This window comes from Deinococcus aetherius (assembly GCF_025997855.1).
GTDB lineage: Bacteria > Deinococcota > Deinococci > Deinococcales > Deinococcaceae > Deinococcus > Deinococcus aetherius.
This window is the reverse complement of sequence record NZ_AP026561.1, coordinates 656,491-672,656: the sequence shown is the minus strand read 5'-3', so window position 1 is coordinate 672,656 and position 16,166 is coordinate 656,491. Positions and strand designations below refer to the sequence as shown.

The following is a 16,166-nucleotide window of genomic DNA, read 5'->3' as shown; positions in this document are numbered from 1 at the left end:
ATCCGCCAATATGCTCCATGCCTCCGGTTCATGGCACATCTACGGCGTTCGCGTGGAGTGTTCCCGACGATCCGCGCAAGGACTTCGGGGCCGTGCGCTGAAACCGTCAGGGCCGCCCAGGCTCGGGGAGGCCGACACCAGGAGCGGCAGGTGATTCGTGCCGGAAGGGCGCGTGACCCGACCGGCCCTGGCGGGGTGACCGCCCCGCATGACTTCTAGCGCATCCCGTGTGGCCGCCACGCGCCTACCCTGGCGGCATGACGAATCCATCAGAGCGTGCTGGGCCTCCCCAGGCGGCAAGGGGCATGGCGGCTCAGGTCTTTCCTGCCCGCGCACGCCGCCTGCCGAAGGCCGTCTGGGACCTGCTCTTCACCCTGGTCCTCCCGATCCTGATCCTGAGCCCGAATTTCCTGGGCCTCGGCCTCAGCGTTTCCGAGAACGTGTTCGGGGGCGGCGAGGCGGGAAACGTGCGGGCCTACGTGCTCGCTTCGCTTCTCCCCGTCGGGTACGTCCTGACGGAGCTGGCGCTCAGTCGCCGCGTGAGCCCGATCTCGCTGATCGCCGGGACGGGAGCTATCCTCTCGGGCGCCTTGACCTTCTGGTACGTGGACGGCTTCTGGTTCGCGGTCAAGGACAGCGCCCGCTCCTACCTGACGGCCCTGCTGTTCCTGATCAGCGCGGGGACGACGCTGCCCCTGTTCCGCGTCTTCGTCGACGCCGCCAGCCTGGGCGAGAAGCCGGGCACTCGGGCCGCCCTGCGGCAGGCCACGCGCGACCGGTGGATTCACCGGGGACTCGTGCTGGGCACCGTCGCCTGCGCGGTCTTCGACCTGATCGGGGGCGTGGTGAACAGCGCCGTGAATTACGGCCGGGTGACGGCCCGCTTCGGCAGCGACGCGTTCAACGCGCAGGTGGCTGAGGTCAACGCCATCATGCGCCTTCCGGAGATGACCATCAGCCTGCTGGGCGTGGGCCTCGGCGTCTGGCTCGTCCAGCAGGCCGTGAAGCGCCGGTACGGTGCGGGGGTCAGCCTGTTTCAGCCCAGGAAGCTGACCGACCGGATGCGCGAACGGGGAGACGTTGCGGCGTGAAGTCCTGGCCCGCGCGGGCGCAGTGGCGTCCGGGCGCTTGCTACGATTTGTCGGGGCCGTCCGCCCGCCGGAGGCCCCGGTTGGTCCGGGTGCGGACGAGGCCCGCGGCCCCCACTCACCGCCTGAGAAAGGAGCGCCACCATGGAGGGGTCAGGAGGACAGAGGATCGTGGTGCCGGGCCAGCAGGACGCGCTGGCGGGGGTCGCTGTCCAGCCGGGAGGCCAGCACGCGGGGCCACCCCCCAGTCTGCGAAAGGGCCGAGCGCGTCTTGACCCCTGGAGGCGCTCAACCTCGGCGCCGGGGAGAGGGCCGCAGGTCAACCAGGGGAAGAGGCCCCTTCTCCCCGGCGGGCCGCGGCAGGCGTCCGGGCCCGGGTGCCGACCGGACGGGCACGCCCCCTCGCGCGGGCGACGACGGGGCCCTCAGGCCGCCTCTCCATGATGTTGAAACGAGGTGGGCCCATGATCCGCAAGGCCTTGATACCCCCACGGGACGCGCTCGGCGCCAGCGACACCCTGCTGGCGGCCTTTTTCCTCGTGGCGTACCTGCTGATGCTTGGCGAGCCTGTCGCCGGCGAGGGGCGGCGCCTGACCGTCGCCGGCCTCGGCGCCGCGTACCTGACGCTGGCGGTCGTCGCCTTTCCGCGGCTTCGGCGCCGCGGGCCGTGGTGGGTGCTGGGTTACACCCACGTGCAGGCTGCCCTAGGGGCAGTCCTGACCGTGGTGAGCGGCGCGGGGGCGGGCGCCCTCGGCACCTGGAGCGGTCTCACGCTGCTGATCTTGCTGATGGTCAGTCAGGCCGCGCGGGCGCAGCCGCTGTCCTGGTCACTCGTGTACTGCGCGGGCCTGCCGCTCTACTACCTCGGAACGCGGTGGGACGACGCGCTGCGCCTCGGCGGTGCTTTATTCGCCTCCGGCCTCTTCGTGGTGCTGACCACGCACGCCGCGGTGCAGGAGGGCCGGCGCCGGGCCGAGCAGGAGGCCCGGGCCGCCCAACTCGAGCAGGTCAACCGGGCCCTGCGGGCGTCGGCCGCGCAGGCCGAGGAACTGGCCGCCACCCGGGAACGCAACCGCATCGCGCGCGACATCCACGACGGCCTCGGGCACCACCTCACGGCCCTGCACGTCCAGTTGCAGGCCGCGCAGGCCGTGCTGCCGGGCGACCCCGCGCGGGCCGGGCACGCGCTCGAACAGGCGCGCGGCCTGACGCAGGGCGCGCTCGCGGACGTGCGTCGCTCGGTGGGCACCCTGCGGGACGCGCCGCCGGCGCTGCCGGACGCGCTCGCGCTTCTGGCGCAGGAGGCCCACGGGGCCGGAGTCGAGGTGGCGCTGCGCGTACACGGCGCCCGTCGGCCGCTGGGTTCCGACGCCGAGCAGGCGCTGTACCGCGTGGCGCAGGAAGGCGTGACGAACGTCCGCAAGCACGCCCACGCCTCGCGGGCCGAGCTGACGCTGGAGTACCACCCGGGGTCGGTCACGTTGACGATCTGTGACGAGGGGGTGGGGGCGCGGGCTCCGGGCGGGGGATTCGGCCTGCCCGGGGCCCGCGAGCGGGTCGCGCTGCTGGGCGGCGAGTTGCGCGTTGACAGTGCGCCCGGACGCGGCTTGACCCTCAGCGCAACGGTGCCCCGGTGAGGCCTGTCCGGGTGCTGGTCGTGGATGACCAGGCGCTGTTCCGGGAGGGCCTGATCACCCTGCTCTCGACGCGCCCGGAGTGCCAGGTGGTGGGCGAGGCCGCCAACGGCCTGGAGGCGCTGGAGCGGGCGGCGGCCCTCGCGCCGCAGGTGGTGCTGATGGACCTGCGCATGCCCGTGATGAACGGGGTCGAGGCCACCGCCCGGCTGCGGGCGGCCCATCCGCAGGTCCGCGTGCTGGTCCTCACGACCTTCGAGGAGGACGCGGACGTGTACGGCGCCCTGCGGGCGGGCGCGGTGGGCTACCTGCTCAAGGACGTGAGCGCCGCCACGCTGGTGGAGGCCATCCGCTCGGCGGCGAGGAACGAGACCGTGTTGCAGCCCTCGGTGGCGGCGAAGGTCGTCGCGGAGTTCGCGCGCCTGTCGGAGGTCGCGGCCCCCGCGCTGCTGGCCGAGCCGCCGAGCGAGGCGCTCTCCGAACGCGAGCGTCAGGTGCTGCGGCTGCTCGCGGTGGGCGCGAGCAACAGGGAGATCGCCGCAGCCCTGCACCTGTCGGAGGGCACGGTCAAGAACCACGTGACGAACGTGCTGGGCAAGCTGGGCGTTCGGGACCGCACGCAGGCCGCCCTACAGGCCAGAGCGCTGGGGCTGCTGTGATGCCCGCTGTGCCGGTGAAGACGCTTGCCTGGACAACGGTTGCGGCGAGGGGGCCAGCCGTGTGCCCAGGCGCACCCGCAGCGTTCGCCCGGTGTCCTGAACCGGCGACCCGGTACGGTCAGCCTGGGCTCCACGGGCGGACGTGGCCCGCAGAACCTCTTTACTTTGGCGGGTTCAGGTACTGCGCGGCGTACTCCGGCGTCGGCGGGATGACGGTGATGACGTCGATCAGCACGCCATTCGGGTCGGCCGTGATGAAGTGGCGCTGGCCGAACGCCTCGCTGCGCAGGCTGCGGTGCAGCGGCAATCCGGCCCGCTCGATCAGGCGCCGGTACTCGTCGTCGACGGCCTCGACCTCGAAGTTCAGGATCAGGCCGCGGACCGGATGGCGAAACCCGTCCGGCACGGTGGGGTGGTCGGCCTGCACGAGGCCCAGTTCGTAGCCACACGGGTCAGGACACCGCAGGCTGACGTACCAATCTGCTTCGAAGGTGACTTCGAAACCGAAGTGCTCCGCGTAGAAGGTGCGCGACGCAGCAATGTCCCGCGTCTGGATGACCGGATAGAAGCTCGACAGGGCCATGGTTCCTCCATTCCAGGTGACATACCGACTGTATGTATGTAAAAAATACAGACAGTCGGTATGTTTGTCAAACCGGAGGTTGCGCCATGCCCGAACGCCCCACCACCAAGGCCGCCCAGCGCGAGCGGACGGTACAGAGCCTGATCGTGGCTGGCCGCGAGCTGTTCACCGAGCGCGGCTACGCCCACACTTCTACCGCCGACCTCGTGGAGCGCGCCGGCGTCACGCGCGGCGCGCTCTACCATCACTTCAAGGACAAACAGGATCTGTTCGTCGCCGTCTTGGGCGCAGTTCAGGCCGAGGTCGCGGTCCGCGTCGAACTGGCCGCCTCTCAGGGCGCGGACCCCTGGGCGCAGCTCCGCCTGGGCTGTCAGGCCTTTATGCGCGCCAGCCTCGATCCGGAGGTGCGGCGCATCATGCTGCTCGACGGGCCGGCGGTGGTGGGCTGGCGCGTCTGGCGCGACCTGGATCAGGCCCACGCGGTGCGCTCGCTGCGTGAAGGGCTGCTGGCCCTCCAGAAGATCGGCGAGCTGCGGGATGTGCCGCTGGGAGCCAGCGTTCACCTGCTGTCCGGCGCCATGAACGAGGCTGCGCTCTGGATCGCGCAGTCGCCGCAGCCCGACGCGGCGCTGGCCGAGGCGGGCGAGGCCCTCGACGTGCTCTTGGAATCGTTGCGGGCCTGACCTCGCCGTCTTCCGTCCGGTCTTCCCATGGGGCACCTGTCACGCGGTGGTGAGGCGGCCCAGCCCGGCAGTCCGGCGGGGGCAGAGGTCTGGCGTGCCTATCTGGGACCCTGGACCGCCTGGAACACGGTGCGGGCGGTCGGCTGTCTGCTGTCCACGGCGGCCTTCGCGCTCGCCTCCCTGCGGCTGGGATGAAGACCCGGTGGCAGCGCCGCGTCTTCCTCGGACCTGGCCTCACAAGCCGCGCTCGACCGACTCCACCAGCCGCCGCTCGAGGGCCTCGATCTGGTCGGCAGGCAGCCCGCCCAGCGGCCCCTCGGTGCGCAGGGTGGCCAGGCCGTGCACCGCCGACCAGGCCAGCAACTCCGCCCCCGGGCGCCGCTCTGGTGGAAGTACGCCAGCCGCGACCAGGCCGTCCAGGGCCGCGCCCAGCAGCTCAAAAGGGGTCAGACCGGTCTCGCCCCGCCGCTCCGGGCTGGTCGCCCGGTTGAGATCGCGCGACAGCCAGAAGGCGGCCTGGAAGAGGCCCGGCTCGCGTCGGGCAAACCCCATATAGCCGAGCCCCACCGCCCAAAACCGCGCCCGGGCCAGCGCCACCCCCGCTAGTCCGGGGTCAACCGCCGCCTGCTCGGCCTCAATGGCGCGGGCGAACTCCGCCTGGGCCGCAGAGCAGACGGCGGCGAGCAGCGCTTCGCGGTCGGCGAAGTGGCGATAGGCGGCGCTGGGGGCCACCCCGGCGCGGCGGGTGGCCTCGCGCAGCACGACCGCCTCCGGGCCGCCGTCGCGGGCGAGGTCGAGGCCCGCGCGTACCAGGGCGCCGTGTAGGTCGCCGTGCCGGTAGGTGGCCCGCTCGGATCTTCGTTCGCTCTTCTTCGACACACATATCCTCGGTTGCAATTCTGTGTCTGGCGTATTAATGTAAACAGTGTTCACAAGCGGCGTGAGGGCCCGGGGCGGTTGCATCGTGCTGCGGTACCGTGCCGGGCGGCAATCGCAGGGCCAGGAGGCGGAGGCTCCGCCACAGACAGATTAGATGAGGCCATGGAGGAACGATGAGGAAATTGGTGCTGGGAATGTTCGTCTCACTCGATGGCTTTGTCAGCGGCCCGGGCGGCGAAGCTGACTGGATCTTCAAGTCTGGAGACGACGCGACGGATGAGTGGATCGTCGATCACCTGTGGCAGGCGGGCTTGATCGCCATGGGCAGCCGCTCCTACCGCGACATGGCGACCTTTTGGCCCTCCTCTGACCTGCCATTCGCCGCCCCGATGAACGCGATTCCCAAGGTCGTGTTCACGAGGAAGGGCCTTGCTGGTGCGCCGGGCGGTCAGGCGACGACGGCAAGGACTGACGCCGAGCGCGCGCAACGTGAGTCAGAGCCAGCCGCGCCGGTCCAGGGCTCCTGGGCCAACCCCATGGTCGCGAGTGGTGACCTTTCCGACGAAGTCGCTCGACTCAAGACGCAGCCCGGCAAAGATATCAGGGCGCTCGGCGGCGCCAGTTTTGCTCAGGCTCTTGCAGCCAGCGGTCTCATCGACGAATATCACCTCTTGGTCTGTCCGGTCGCGCTCGGCCAGGGTGTCTCCCTGTTTTCCGGGTTGTCCAAACCCGTCGACTTCCAACTCGTGGGCACCAGGACGTTCGGCGGTGGCGCGATCTCGCTGGTTTATCGTCCGGCTTGAGTGTGACTCGACGTGCCGAGGCGATGGCGGATGACGGCGCGCACATGGGCGCCGTGCACCTGAGCCGTGCATGCGGTGTGGTAGGCAGGCACGTTGCGAACGGGGCTCGATATGCGCCCGCAATGTTCAAGCCGATCATGACCAACAACCGTGCGGGCGGCTGGCGCCAGACCAGGGGGAACCCATGAAGACGGTCTCTTCTAAAGACGGCACGGTCATCGCCTTCGATCAGTCAGGAACAGGTCCGGCGCTGATCCTGATTCACGGGGCCACCCAATACCGGGCCACCGACCGGAGCATGAGACAACTGGCCGACCTGCTGGCGCGGCACTTCACCGTGGTTCAGTACGACCGTCGGGGGAGGGGCGAGAGCACGGACACCCTGCCGTTCGCTGAGGAGCGCGAGATCGAAGACATCGAGGCTCTGATCGATGCGGTGGGAGGCTCAACCTTTCTCTACGGCATGTCCAGCGGCGCCGTTCTGGCGATGGAGGCGGTCACCACGCTTCCTACCAAGATCAGGAAACTGGCGATGTACGAGCCCCCCTTCAACGACGATGAGGCCGCCCGGCAGCGGTGGAAGGAATACACCGGGCAGCTCCGGGAACGGCTGGCCCAGGGCCGCCGGGGCGACGCGATGGCGCTCTTTCTGCGGCTGGTGGGCGTCCCTGCCGAGCGGATCGAGGGAATGCGCCCGGCCCCGACGTGGCCGATGAACGAGGCGGTCGCCCCCACCCTGGCCTACGACCATGGCGCCCTGATGGGGGATGAGGCTGCGGTACCCGTGGAGCGGGCCGCCAGCGTCACGGTCCCCACGCTGATCCTGGTCGGCGGGGCCAGTTATGGGTTCATGCACCAGACGGCGGAGAAGCTCGCACGGGCCATCCCCGACGCAGACTGGCGCACCCTGGAAGGCCAGACTCACGCGGTGGCGGCACCCGTGCTCGCCCCCGTGCTGGAGGAGTTTTTCTTGAGCTGAACACGTCAGCCCGCGAGGAGCATCGCCCTCCAAGAAGACCACAAGATGAGCCGCACAAGGAGCCCATATGCGGAAGGTGATCGTGACCGAGTTTCTAACTCTCGACGGCGTGTACGAGGACTCCACCCCCTGGCAGAGCGACTACAACCCGGACGACGGCCAGTTCAAGCACGACGAACTCTTCGAGAGTGGCGCCCTCCTGCTGGGCCGTGTGACCTACGAGGGCTTCGCCCGGTACTGGCCGACCGCCACCGACACCGGGGCATTCGGGGAACGGATGAACAGCCTGCCGAAGTTCGTCGCCACGACCACCCTGCGCTCCCTGGAGTGGAATGCCACCGCCCTTGAGGGGGACGTGGCCACGGCGGTGGAGGCCCTGAAGCGGCAGGAGGGCGGGAACCTCCTGGTCTACGGCAGCGGCACCCTTGTCCAGACGCTGTTGCGGCACGGCCTGGTGGACGAACTGCGCCTGATGGTCTACCCGCTGGTCCTGGGGAACGGCAAGCGCCTGTTCTCGGGCGGGGACCGGCTGCCGCTGCACCTCACCGCCTCGCGGGACCTCGGCTCGGGTGTGCTGCTGTTGACCTACGAGCCTGCAACTGGGACCTCCCCGAGCTGATCGCCGCCAACCGGGCCTGTGGGTCAGCCGCAGCGGACGCGTCTACCCTGATGAGAGGAGTGAACCCATGACCTATCAAGCCACCGAGGGCACCTACACCGAGTTGGGCGGACTGAACCTGTACTACGAGCGGCACGGCGCCCCCCGACCCGATCAGGCGCCGCTGGTCCTCTTACACGGAGGCTTCGGGGCGACCTCCATGTTCAGCGGGCTGATTCCCGCACTGTCCGCCGGGCGGGAAGTGATCGCCGTGGATTTGCAGGCACACGGCCGTACGGCGGACATCGACCGCCCGATGCGCTTCGAGACCCTGGGCGACGACATCGCTGTACTGCTGGGGCACCTGGATCTCCCCCGGGCTGACGTGCTCGGCTATTCGCTGGGGGCGGGCGTGGCCCTGAGGTTCGCCCTCCAGCACCCAGGGTTACTCCGCAAGCTGGTCGTCGTGTCGTTCCCGTTCCGCCGCAGCGGCTGGTTCCAGGAGGTACGAGAGGGTATGGCCCAGATTGGTCCTCACGCTGCGGAGGGTCTGAAGCAGGGGCCCATGCATAAGCTCTACGCCAGCATTGCCCCTCGCCCCGACGAGTGGCCGAGGCTGGTCACCCGGGTGGGCGAGGTGGTGAACAGCGAGTACGACTGGGCCGACGAACTCCGGGGGTTCCAGAATCCGGCCCTGATCGTCGCCGGGGACGCTGACAGCTTCGCTCCTGCCCACGCCGCCGAGTTCTTCGCGCTGCTGGGGGGTGGCCTGCGGGACGCGGGCTGGGACGGCTCTGGCCGAACCGCGCACCGCCTCGCCGTCCTGCCCGGCGCAACCCACTACGACATCTTGCAGTCACCTCTGTTGCTGCCCGCCGTCACTTCATTTCTCGGCGCCCCGTAGTGGAGGCAGGCTCAGCAAGCCAAAGAGGCGGGAGAGCCGGTCCGGCTGGGTCATCTGGGTCTGTTCGAGATTCAAGCCTCAGGCCTCAAGTCTTCATGGCCGAAAACGTAGGTTCGACTTCAGGGAGGAGCGTATGAGCCGGAATGCCGTGAAGCGTCTTTATCTGATGCAGGTGGGATCCATGCCTGAATACCAGATTCCGATTGTTTGCTCCCTGGTGCAGACGGAGGACGGCAAAAACATCCTGATTGACAGCGGCCTCCCGGAGATCATGCCTGAAGGAGAAACTGAGTTCGAGAATGGGCAGGACGTAATCGAGCAGTTGGCGAGCATCGGCCTAAAACCGGACGATATCGATGTTGTCATCTCGACCCATTACGATATCGACCATGCCGGAAGGCACGCGGCATTCACGAAGGCACAGTATGTCGTTCAACGTGTGCATCACCTGGATGCGGCGAGTAACCCCCGTTTTGCGGCCACACGACCTGAATGGGATCAGCCCATGGAACGTATTCGGCTGGTGGACGGGGACACGGAACTGCTGCCAGGGCTGACGCTGATCGAGACGAGTGGGCATGTGCCAGGACATCAATCGGTGCTGGTGCGGCTGCCCAAAACGGGGGCGACTTTGTTGACGGTTGACGCAGTCCCCTTCGCTGCGGGCTTTACCCGTGACGAGCAGGACGACGGGAGCAACCCCGACGCCGAAGCGACCCGGGCCAGCACCGTGAAGCTGCTTGATCTGGCGGAACGCGAGCATGTCGGGTTGGTTATTTTCGGGCATGACCAGGCCCAGTGGGAAGGGCTGAAAAAGCTGCCGGAGTATTACGAGTGAGGATGCAAGCACCCTTATCCCTCAACCTCTTCCCCCATTCGGAGGACCGGTAGAGAAAGAGGGGAGTGGTTATATGGCGGGTGGTTGGAGTGAACCCAATGAGACCGGCCGAGGAGGCAAGACGATGCGAAGACTCATCGTTCTCGAACGCATGACGCTCGACGGCATGTTCGACGCCGCGTCGATGGGACAGTGGGACTTCCCGTACCACGGCGACGAGAGGGCCGAGGTAATTTTCCAGGGCATCCAGGGCAGCGACGCGTACCTGCTGGGTCGCGTGACCTACGAGATGCTCGCGCCGCACTGGTCCGCCCTGAGGAACAACGAGATGGGCGTCGCCGACAAGTTGAACAGCATGAAGAAATACGTCGTCTCCTCAAGCCTTGAGAAAGCGGAGTGGAACAACACGACGATCATCCGGGGCGACGCGGTTGAGGAGATCGGTCGGCTCAAGCGGCAAGAGGGCGGGGACATCCTCGTGCACGGCAGCGCGGCGCTGGTCCAGACCCTGCTGGCGGCGGGGCTCGTTGACGAGCTTCAATTGCTGGTGCATCCCATGGTCGTGGGCGGCGGGGCCAGGCTCTTCCGTGAGGCGGCGCAGGTGTTGACGCTCGAGCTGGTGGAGTCGAGGGCGCTCCCCCTGGGCGTGCTCTTGCTGCGCTACCAACCGGAGAAAGCGCCTCAATGAAAAGGCCGACATCGGGGAGCGTGGTGGTGGGCGTTCACGACTGTTTTCTTCTCCTGATCTTGTCCCGAGGGTAGCGCCCAGGTAGCTGTGGTTCGTCGTCATGTGGCGCGTATGACCTGGACGGGGCGTCGTTGCCCCTGGGGCAGGCACGGCCAGCCACACGCGCACCCCGGTTGAGCAGGGCGAGCGTGTGAATGCGTGCAGTGCCCCTGCAAGAAGTGCCCATCGGCGCGTTGTGGCAGAGTACGCCCCGCCACAACGCGGGTCTAGCCAGGGCAGCCTGGTGCGGTCGCCCCCCGGTGAGGGCGGCCCTGTGAAACGCGAGATCCCGTGGGGGCCATGGACCGCTGGTGAGAGCGCACCGAGCTGGCGTCACCCGCAGGGTGCAGCCCTCTGGCCAGCACCCACCATCCTTCACCTCGGCATCAGAATCAGGATGGCGGCGCCCAGCGTGAGGTCCAGCACCCAACAGAACTCGGCGTAGGAGGCTGAGACCACCCGGCCCCACTTCAGGTGCACCACATCCCACACGGCGTGGCTGACAAGCGCACCCGCCACCAGATAGGCGGCCCAGGACACCTCGACGCTGAGCGCGGTGAAGGCCAGCGCGCTGAACGCGAGCATGCCGACGGTTTCGAGCGGCAGGTCACGGACCGCCCGCCACTGATCTCGTGCCAGGCCCCACCCCAGCGCGGCGAGGCCCGCCACGAAGAGGACGAGCGCGGGCGAAACGCTCAGGTCAAGCCCGAGGATGGCCGCGATGACCACCAGGCCTGTCAGCAAGACCCACCAGGCCGCCTGGCGCCGCCCCAGGAGGGCCGCGCCGGGGTAGACCACGGCGATCAGCACGATCAGGGCGGACAGGACCGAGACGAAATCCCGGTCGAGCTTCAGGTCGAACGCCGTCAGGCCCGCGACCACCAGCCCCAGCACTGTGGGCCAGCGGTGCAACAGGCGTGCCCACGGGCGGGGTGCGGACGCTGGTGTGCTGCCGTGCGTGTGGGGGTGCTTGTTCATGGGGCGCTCCTTTGGAACGGTTGCCCGAACTCCTCAGGCCGGGTGTGGAGTCGGCCGGTGGATGAACAGCCGCCCGTTCGGCGGCGCGTTTTCTCCATGGAACACGTTCACTGCGCCCACCGTACCGGCGGCGTGCCTGTGCCGGACGTGCCGGAGGTCATGGCGGGCGGTCACGCCCGCCGAAGCGCGGCGCCGCCCGCTCTGGCCCTCGGCGAGCGCCTGGTAGAAGTGGGCCGAGGACAAGGGCGCCACGACGTCGTCGAGTTCCGTCGCCATGCCGATGGCCGCGTCCACGAACTTCCACGACCCGTCCCGCCACGGCGCCCGAATGGCACGCCATGAACACCGCCACACGCACCCCACCGGCGATGCGCGGGGCCTCCACCACCCGGTCGTGGGAAAGGGGGAGGGTGCTGCCCTCGGCGTCCACGAAGGTGCGGCTCTCCTCGTCCCTGTGCCCGCTGAAGTGCAGGAGCTGCGGTTGGTAGCGGTTGAGGACCCGCAGGAAATCCTCGCCCCGGGCCGCGTCCTCACGCACCACCTGCGGGGCGTTCTGCCGGGTGGACGTTCTCAACTCGTCCTGAACGCGCTTCATCTCCTCGTCGATCCACAGCCGTTGGTCCGCGGGGTTCGCGGTGACCAACAGCACGGTGGGGGTGCCGATGACGGGCACGGCGGTCTGCTCTCCCCGCAGGGTGGCGGCCTGGCGGGCCAGCGGAGGCTCAGCTCCCCCAGCAGCGTGGCCCACAACCGCAAGGTTCTCTGCCGCAGCTCGGGGTACGGCTCACGTTCGCCGCCCGCCTCGGCGCGCACCTGAACCTGGAAGTTAAGTTGCAGCGGGAGGATGGCTATGAGGTCGCGGCTCCGCTCAGTCAGCGAGCCGTACCGCTTTGAGGTTCCCAGGAGGGCCTGACGAATCTGGAGGAGGTTCCGAACGACGCTGCCCGGGGTGGCGGGCAGGTACAGCCGGAGGGCCGCGACCTCATGGTGCTGCTGATCGGTGAGGCGGGCCAGGTCCAGGAACAGCGGTTCGGTCCGTTCGTCGGCCCACACCTCCGGGTTCTTCTCCGTCTCCTGCTGGAAGGCGTTCCCCAGAATTCAGAGGAGGGCGCCGACCGGGGTGCGGTCGTCACCGAACTTGGCAGGCTCCAGCCGTTGCCTCAGGGCGTATAGGTCCTGCCCAGCGAGGATGTTCTCTGCGCGTTTCAGGCTGCCGTAGTAGGCCAACGTCGGAAGGCCGTGTTCACCCGCACGCTGCACGTTGTCGTCGCGCCGTTCGGGAAACAGCTCCCAGAAGCGCCCGAGGAGCGGACTGGCCTCCTGTCTGAACGCCTCCTGCTGCGCCCGGAATCCGTCGAGCAGGTGCTTGAATTCCAGACTGATCTGTTCGAGGGGACGGGCAAATTCCGGCTGCGTGAACACCCGGTCGAGGAGTTGGGCCGAGAACGGGTAGAAGGCGGGGGAGCCGGAGAGGAACTCGAGGGATTCGACACGCGAACGGAGCACGGGCAGGATGGAGGACCCGGGCACTCCCTGATGCTAACGGCACCTCTCCTCCGGGCGTTTCCAGTTCGACGGTGAAGCAAGGCTTCGGAGCCATACTCCACCACTGCTCGGGGCCGGAGCCTGTGCTTTCCGCCTGGTGCTGGTTTTGCAGAAGAAAGCGCCCCGAAGGGGGCACCGGGGTGGAGGCATCTTTCCTGGGTATTTACTGGGCGGCTGCCGCGTCGCCCGTGCCGCCGAGCGCTCCCTTGAGGGTGTTGGCGACTTTGAACGCGACTTTGCGGCCCGCCGGGATCTGAATCCTCTCGCTGGTGCCGGGGCGGACGCCGGTGCGGGCGGCGGTCGCCTTCACACTCAGCGTGCCCAGACCGGGCAACCCCACGCTCTGCCCCTGCTTGATCGCGTCCACGATGGCTTCCATCGCGGCGTCGACGGCCTGACCGGCCTGTTTCTTCGTCAAACCGCTCTGCTGGGCCACCTGCTCGACGAGTTGCGTCTTGGCGACCTTGCCGCCACGCCCCCCGGTGGACTCGCCCGCGCCTGCCTCGGCGACAGGTGCAGGCTGCTCGACCTCGGCCGCCTCCCGCTGGGGAGCCTTGGCAGCGGCGGACTTCTTGGCCGGGGCCTTCGTCGACTTTTTCGTCATGCTGTGCATCGTGCCTGCCCGGCGGCGAAAAGGCAAGCCGACGTCAGGTCCTCCTCCAGTCCAGAGCGCCACCCGAACGTCCTCGCCCAAGGCGACACCCTGACCCTCCCCTACCGCGGTACGGCCTTCCAGTACCGGGTGACCCCTGGGCCTGGCCTTCAGGCAGGTTGCTGTCGTTCAACACGTCCGCCAGTGCTGCGTCTCCCGGGACGGCGTCGCCAGCCAACCGCGAACGTGCGGTGCGTCCGGGCTGACTGGAGCCCTCAGGCTACGGGTCTCCCGTCACCTCGCCAGGCGCGGCTGCCTCACGGCCAAGTCGCTCCCGCACCTGACGTAGCGTCGCCAGGATGTCGCGGAGGGAAATGCCCTCGCCGCCGAACATGCCCGAAGCCTCCATCTCCCGGTAGTCCTGTTCGAGCGCCCGCAGCACCTCCCCCTGGGGCACGATCACGGCCTTCCCCGTGCAGCAGTCCGCGTCATCCACGCCCGCCTCGCGGAAGAGGACGGTCTTCGTGGCGATGACGTCGTCACGCAGCGCCACGTCCGCCAGCGCGGCGGGGCCAATCCCTCCCTGCATCAGCACGTGCAGGCCGAGCAGGTGGCGGGAGAAGTGGACCAGCCGACGCAGCTTCTGTGGTTGGGCACAGGCCACCTGCAGCGCCGTGAGCTTGTCCCAGAAGGTCCGCCGCGCGTCGAGAACTTCGACTGTCGCCTCGGGCAGCTCCACTGCTTCCCGCACCTGGGCGTCCTCGCCGAGGTAGGTGCGGATGATGCACTGCTCACGCGGCTCGATGCGGTTCTTGCCCCCGAACTCCAGCAGCACGCGCCGCCGGATGTGTGCCGTGCCCGCCGAGAGGACGGTCGGGTAGCGCAGGGCCAGTTGCAGGGCGGCGGGCTCTCCCTCCGTGACGACCTGCACCCGCGCGTCGAGGGCGGGTGCCGCCGCGCGCAGGTGGGGCAGGATCCGGTCCCGCACGAAGGCCTGGGCCTGAAGCCCCAAGTCGGCGATGACCGTGTCCCGCGCATCGCGCGACATCCTGGCGAGGTCTTGGGGCGTGCGACCCGACGCGCCGAGCAGGCCCAGGGTGATGTCGAGATCCTCGCTGAAGCGGGTGACGGCAGCGTCCCCCTGGGGGGCTGGTCCCTCCCTTGAACGCCATCGGGACCTCACTCCCGCCCAGCGCGAAGGTCTGGGCGAGCGCCCACACCACCCACAGGTCCTTTTCCAGGATGACGGGCTCCCGGTTCTGCCGGGCAGCGACAGCCTCGAGCACGTCGCATTGCTCCTCAGGCTCCAGGGGCAGCCAGTTCAAGGCCGCACGCTCCCCGGGTAAACCGCTCCCCGGGCGTGAGTGGTGATCAGGTCAGCGAGCCAGCCGGGCAGGGTGGGGCGCAGTTCGAGCAGTCGGTCGAAGGTGGCGACGTCCAGCTGGGCAAGGACGGCGTGGCCCTCGTCCGGGCGGTGGCGGCTCAGGTGGTGCAGCGCGGCGAGGGCGTCGCCAGCAGGGGTGCCCGCCTGCCGTAGCACGTACCTGGGTGCGTGCCGGAGGGTCACCTGACGGTTGCCGATCTTGAGGGTCTTCTTGCCGCTCACCCCGGCGCTGAGCACCGGCGTCACCGGCGTCTGGGTGCTGAGGCCGTAGTCGGCGAGCACCTGGGCCCCAGGGGTGGTGACGGGAATGCCGCGCGCTCGCGCGTAGGTCCTGGCAACCGCCACCGGGCTGGGCAGGACCTTGCCGACGATACGGCTGCGTTTAGGCTTGACGTAGATCCCGCGCGCCACCCGCTCGATCACGCCGTCCTTGGTCAAGCGGGAGAGCGCCCGGTCGATGCTTGCGCGCGTGCCGTACAGCAGCAGTTCCGTCGGGGAGAATGGCGCGCCCTCGGGTTGCCGCTCCACGAACTGCTGGACTTCCGTGGTGGACTTCGCGCGCATTTGTCAGAAGTTCACCATAGAATATCTGACTAAACGTGATTATCTTACGTAGTTCATTCCCCGAATTAGCGTACGCCCTCAGATGACGCGCCGTGGGATGAGCAGCGCCAGCAGCAGCCAATTGGTCATGTCGAGCCCCTTGCGGCTATTCCGGTATGACTGCCACATGCGCTGTGGTCTTGGCCTGAGCTTTGCAGAGCGCCTGCACGGTGATCTGTGTGAAGGTGCTCCTAGCTGACAGGCTTTCACCTTGAAGCTGACCCGCCAATTCGACAGAACGTGGTGACCGCAAGTTGGGATGCAGGCCCAGAGGGAGGTTGGGCCTACGCGGTGACGATCAACAGCAGGGGGAGGAGCCGCAGCCACATGACCTGACCCTTACACGCACGTGGGGAACCTCTGCGGCGCATTTGCTCTCCCTGCCCATGACGGGTGAGCTGTTCTTGAAGGGGCTCACTTCGTCGGCAGGCTGTCGTCGAACCAGGTCACGAGCTGGGGCAACAGGCCGGGTCGAAAGACCTCCCGCACGTGCATTACCTGCAACACGCCGTGCCGGGCGTAGTACACCCCGAGTCGCCGTACTGGGAGCGTGCTGCCCTGAATGCCCCCGAGACGGTCGAGCACCAGGTACCCGGTGAGTTGCTGAAGATAGCTGCCCTCTCGTCGCAGGTATTTCGTTGCCTTGACCTCGAAGCGCGCCGCCGGTGCCTTGCAGGCGCAGGAGACGC

At 68.3% G+C, this 16,166-nt stretch carries 20 protein-coding genes; 11 read left to right on the top strand and 9 right to left on the bottom strand.

Annotated elements, in window-relative coordinates:
• Positions 1-257 precede the first annotated feature (257 nt).
• The 3 genes from DAETH_RS19420 (at position 258) to DAETH_RS19410 (ending at position 3,381) form a co-directional block, all read left to right on the top strand.
• Positions 258-1,091: a VC0807 family protein gene (locus DAETH_RS19420; RefSeq protein WP_406585117.1), complete on the top strand. Its 834-nt coding sequence runs from the start codon at positions 258-260 to the stop codon at positions 1,089-1,091.
• A 461-nt stretch (positions 1,092-1,552) separates the two neighbouring features.
• Positions 1,553-2,725, top strand: a complete 1,173-nt coding sequence (locus DAETH_RS19415; RefSeq protein ID WP_264777743.1) for a sensor histidine kinase — start codon at positions 1,553-1,555, stop codon at positions 2,723-2,725.
• Positions 2,722-3,381, top strand: coding sequence for a response regulator (locus DAETH_RS19410; protein WP_264777742.1), 660 nt, complete (start codon positions 2,722-2,724; stop codon positions 3,379-3,381). Before DAETH_RS19415 ends, DAETH_RS19410 begins: the two co-directional genes overlap by 4 nt.
• Before the next feature lie 160 nt (positions 3,382-3,541).
• On the opposite strand, the gene DAETH_RS19405 is transcribed toward DAETH_RS19410, so the two are convergent.
• Positions 3,542-3,964: a VOC family protein gene (locus DAETH_RS19405; protein ID WP_264777741.1), complete on the bottom strand. Its 423-nt coding sequence runs from the start codon at positions 3,962-3,964 to the stop codon at positions 3,542-3,544.
• An 86-nt stretch (positions 3,965-4,050) separates the two neighbouring features.
• Between DAETH_RS19405 and DAETH_RS19400 the strand changes: the two genes are divergently transcribed.
• Together DAETH_RS19400 and DAETH_RS19395 are read left to right on the top strand one after the other, a co-directional pair.
• Positions 4,051-4,647 carry a TetR/AcrR family transcriptional regulator gene (locus DAETH_RS19400; RefSeq protein ID WP_264777740.1) on the top strand — a complete coding sequence of 199 codons (597 nt, stop codon included), beginning with the start codon at positions 4,051-4,053 and terminating at the stop codon, positions 4,645-4,647.
• Between the two features lie 27 nt (positions 4,648-4,674).
• A complete protein-coding gene (locus tag DAETH_RS19395) occupies positions 4,675-4,842 on the top strand; it encodes a hypothetical protein (protein WP_264777739.1) in 168 nt (55 codons plus the stop codon).
• 39 nt (positions 4,843-4,881) lie between these two features.
• Here the strand turns inward: DAETH_RS19395 and DAETH_RS19390 are convergent, their stop codons facing one another.
• Positions 4,882-5,526: a TetR/AcrR family transcriptional regulator gene (locus DAETH_RS19390; RefSeq protein ID WP_264777738.1), complete on the bottom strand. Its 645-nt coding sequence runs from the start codon at positions 5,524-5,526 to the stop codon at positions 4,882-4,884.
• A 173-nt stretch (positions 5,527-5,699) separates the two neighbouring features.
• On the opposite strand from DAETH_RS19390, the gene DAETH_RS19385 reads away from it, so the two are divergent.
• From DAETH_RS19385 to DAETH_RS19360, 6 genes are all read left to right on the top strand, one after another.
• On the top strand, positions 5,700-6,329 hold the full coding sequence (locus DAETH_RS19385) for a dihydrofolate reductase family protein (RefSeq protein WP_264777737.1): 630 nt from the start codon (positions 5,700-5,702) through the stop codon (positions 6,327-6,329).
• Positions 6,330-6,513: 184 nt separating this feature from the next.
• Positions 6,514-7,308 carry an alpha/beta fold hydrolase gene (locus tag DAETH_RS19380; protein WP_264777736.1) on the top strand — a complete coding sequence of 265 codons (795 nt, stop codon included), beginning with the start codon at positions 6,514-6,516 and terminating at the stop codon, positions 7,306-7,308.
• A gap of 67 nt (positions 7,309-7,375) precedes the next feature.
• Positions 7,376-7,927, top strand: coding sequence for a dihydrofolate reductase family protein (locus tag DAETH_RS19375; protein ID WP_264777735.1), 552 nt, complete (start codon positions 7,376-7,378; stop codon positions 7,925-7,927).
• Positions 7,928-7,994: 67 nt separating this feature from the next.
• A complete protein-coding gene (locus DAETH_RS19370; RefSeq protein WP_264777734.1) occupies positions 7,995-8,810 on the top strand; it encodes an alpha/beta fold hydrolase in 816 nt (271 codons plus the stop codon).
• A gap of 133 nt (positions 8,811-8,943) precedes the next feature.
• Positions 8,944-9,648 (top strand): N-acyl homoserine lactonase family protein, encoded by a 705-nt coding sequence (locus DAETH_RS19365; RefSeq protein ID WP_264777733.1) that lies wholly within the window; start codon positions 8,944-8,946, stop codon positions 9,646-9,648.
• Positions 9,649-9,772: 124 nt separating this feature from the next.
• Positions 9,773-10,336 (top strand): dihydrofolate reductase family protein, encoded by a 564-nt coding sequence (locus tag DAETH_RS19360; RefSeq protein WP_264777732.1) that lies wholly within the window; start codon positions 9,773-9,775, stop codon positions 10,334-10,336.
• A 414-nt stretch (positions 10,337-10,750) separates the two neighbouring features.
• Here the strand turns inward: DAETH_RS19360 and DAETH_RS19355 are convergent, their stop codons facing one another.
• The 7 genes from DAETH_RS19355 to DAETH_RS19325 all read right to left on the bottom strand — a co-directional run bounded on the left by DAETH_RS19355 (position 10,751) and on the right by DAETH_RS19325 (position 16,062).
• On the bottom strand, positions 10,751-11,353 hold the full coding sequence (locus DAETH_RS19355; protein ID WP_264777731.1) for a hypothetical protein: 603 nt from the start codon (positions 11,351-11,353) through the stop codon (positions 10,751-10,753).
• A gap of 157 nt (positions 11,354-11,510) precedes the next feature.
• Positions 11,511-12,101, bottom strand: coding sequence for a type VI secretion system baseplate subunit TssK (locus tag DAETH_RS19350; protein ID WP_264777730.1), 591 nt, complete (start codon positions 12,099-12,101; stop codon positions 11,511-11,513).
• Between the two features lie 350 nt (positions 12,102-12,451).
• Positions 12,452-12,883, bottom strand: a complete 432-nt coding sequence (locus DAETH_RS19345) for a hypothetical protein (protein WP_264777729.1) — start codon at positions 12,881-12,883, stop codon at positions 12,452-12,454.
• Between the two features lie 178 nt (positions 12,884-13,061).
• A complete protein-coding gene (locus DAETH_RS19340) occupies positions 13,062-13,502 on the bottom strand; it encodes an HU family DNA-binding protein (RefSeq protein WP_406585116.1) in 441 nt (146 codons plus the stop codon).
• A 268-nt stretch (positions 13,503-13,770) separates the two neighbouring features.
• The gene (locus tag DAETH_RS19335; protein WP_264777728.1) at positions 13,771-14,673 is read right to left on the bottom strand and encodes a nucleotidyl transferase AbiEii/AbiGii toxin family protein; all 903 of its coding nucleotides are present in this window, start codon (positions 14,671-14,673) and stop codon (positions 13,771-13,773) included.
• Positions 14,674-14,811: 138 nt separating this feature from the next.
• Positions 14,812-15,438 carry a type IV toxin-antitoxin system AbiEi family antitoxin domain-containing protein gene (locus DAETH_RS19330; RefSeq protein WP_264777727.1) on the bottom strand — a complete coding sequence of 209 codons (627 nt, stop codon included), beginning with the start codon at positions 15,436-15,438 and terminating at the stop codon, positions 14,812-14,814.
• Positions 15,439-15,891: 453 nt separating this feature from the next.
• Positions 15,892-16,062: a hypothetical protein gene (locus DAETH_RS19325; protein WP_264777726.1), complete on the bottom strand. Its 171-nt coding sequence runs from the start codon at positions 16,060-16,062 to the stop codon at positions 15,892-15,894.
• Positions 16,063-16,166 lie beyond the last annotated feature (104 nt).

Coding starts and splice junctions, on each gene's coding strand:
- DAETH_RS19400 (WP_264777740.1), top strand. CDS start 4,051: ATGCCCGAACGCCCCACCACCAAGGCCGCCCAGCGCGAGCGGACGGTA.
- DAETH_RS19385 (WP_264777737.1), top strand. CDS start 5,700: ATGAGGAAATTGGTGCTGGGAATGTTCGTCTCACTCGATGGCTTTGTC.
- DAETH_RS19380 (WP_264777736.1), top strand. CDS start 6,514: ATGAAGACGGTCTCTTCTAAAGACGGCACGGTCATCGCCTTCGATCAG.
- DAETH_RS19365 (WP_264777733.1), top strand. CDS start 8,944: ATGAGCCGGAATGCCGTGAAGCGTCTTTATCTGATGCAGGTGGGATCC.
- DAETH_RS19420 (WP_406585117.1), top strand. CDS start 258: ATGACGAATCCATCAGAGCGTGCTGGGCCTCCCCAGGCGGCAAGGGGC.
- DAETH_RS19405 (WP_264777741.1), bottom strand. CDS start 3,964: ATGGCCCTGTCGAGCTTCTATCCGGTCATCCAGACGCGGGACATTGCT.
- DAETH_RS19370 (WP_264777734.1), top strand. CDS start 7,995: ATGACCTATCAAGCCACCGAGGGCACCTACACCGAGTTGGGCGGACTG.
- DAETH_RS19375 (WP_264777735.1), top strand. CDS start 7,376: ATGCGGAAGGTGATCGTGACCGAGTTTCTAACTCTCGACGGCGTGTAC.
- DAETH_RS19340 (WP_406585116.1), bottom strand. CDS start 13,502: ATGACGAAAAAGTCGACGAAGGCCCCGGCCAAGAAGTCCGCCGCTGCC.
- DAETH_RS19330 (WP_264777727.1), bottom strand. CDS start 15,438: ATGCGCGCGAAGTCCACCACGGAAGTCCAGCAGTTCGTGGAGCGGCAA.
- DAETH_RS19415 (WP_264777743.1), top strand. CDS start 1,553: ATGATCCGCAAGGCCTTGATACCCCCACGGGACGCGCTCGGCGCCAGC.
- DAETH_RS19395 (WP_264777739.1), top strand. CDS start 4,675: ATGGGGCACCTGTCACGCGGTGGTGAGGCGGCCCAGCCCGGCAGTCCG.
- DAETH_RS19360 (WP_264777732.1), top strand. CDS start 9,773: ATGCGAAGACTCATCGTTCTCGAACGCATGACGCTCGACGGCATGTTC.
- DAETH_RS19355 (WP_264777731.1), bottom strand. CDS start 11,353: ATGAACAAGCACCCCCACACGCACGGCAGCACACCAGCGTCCGCACCC.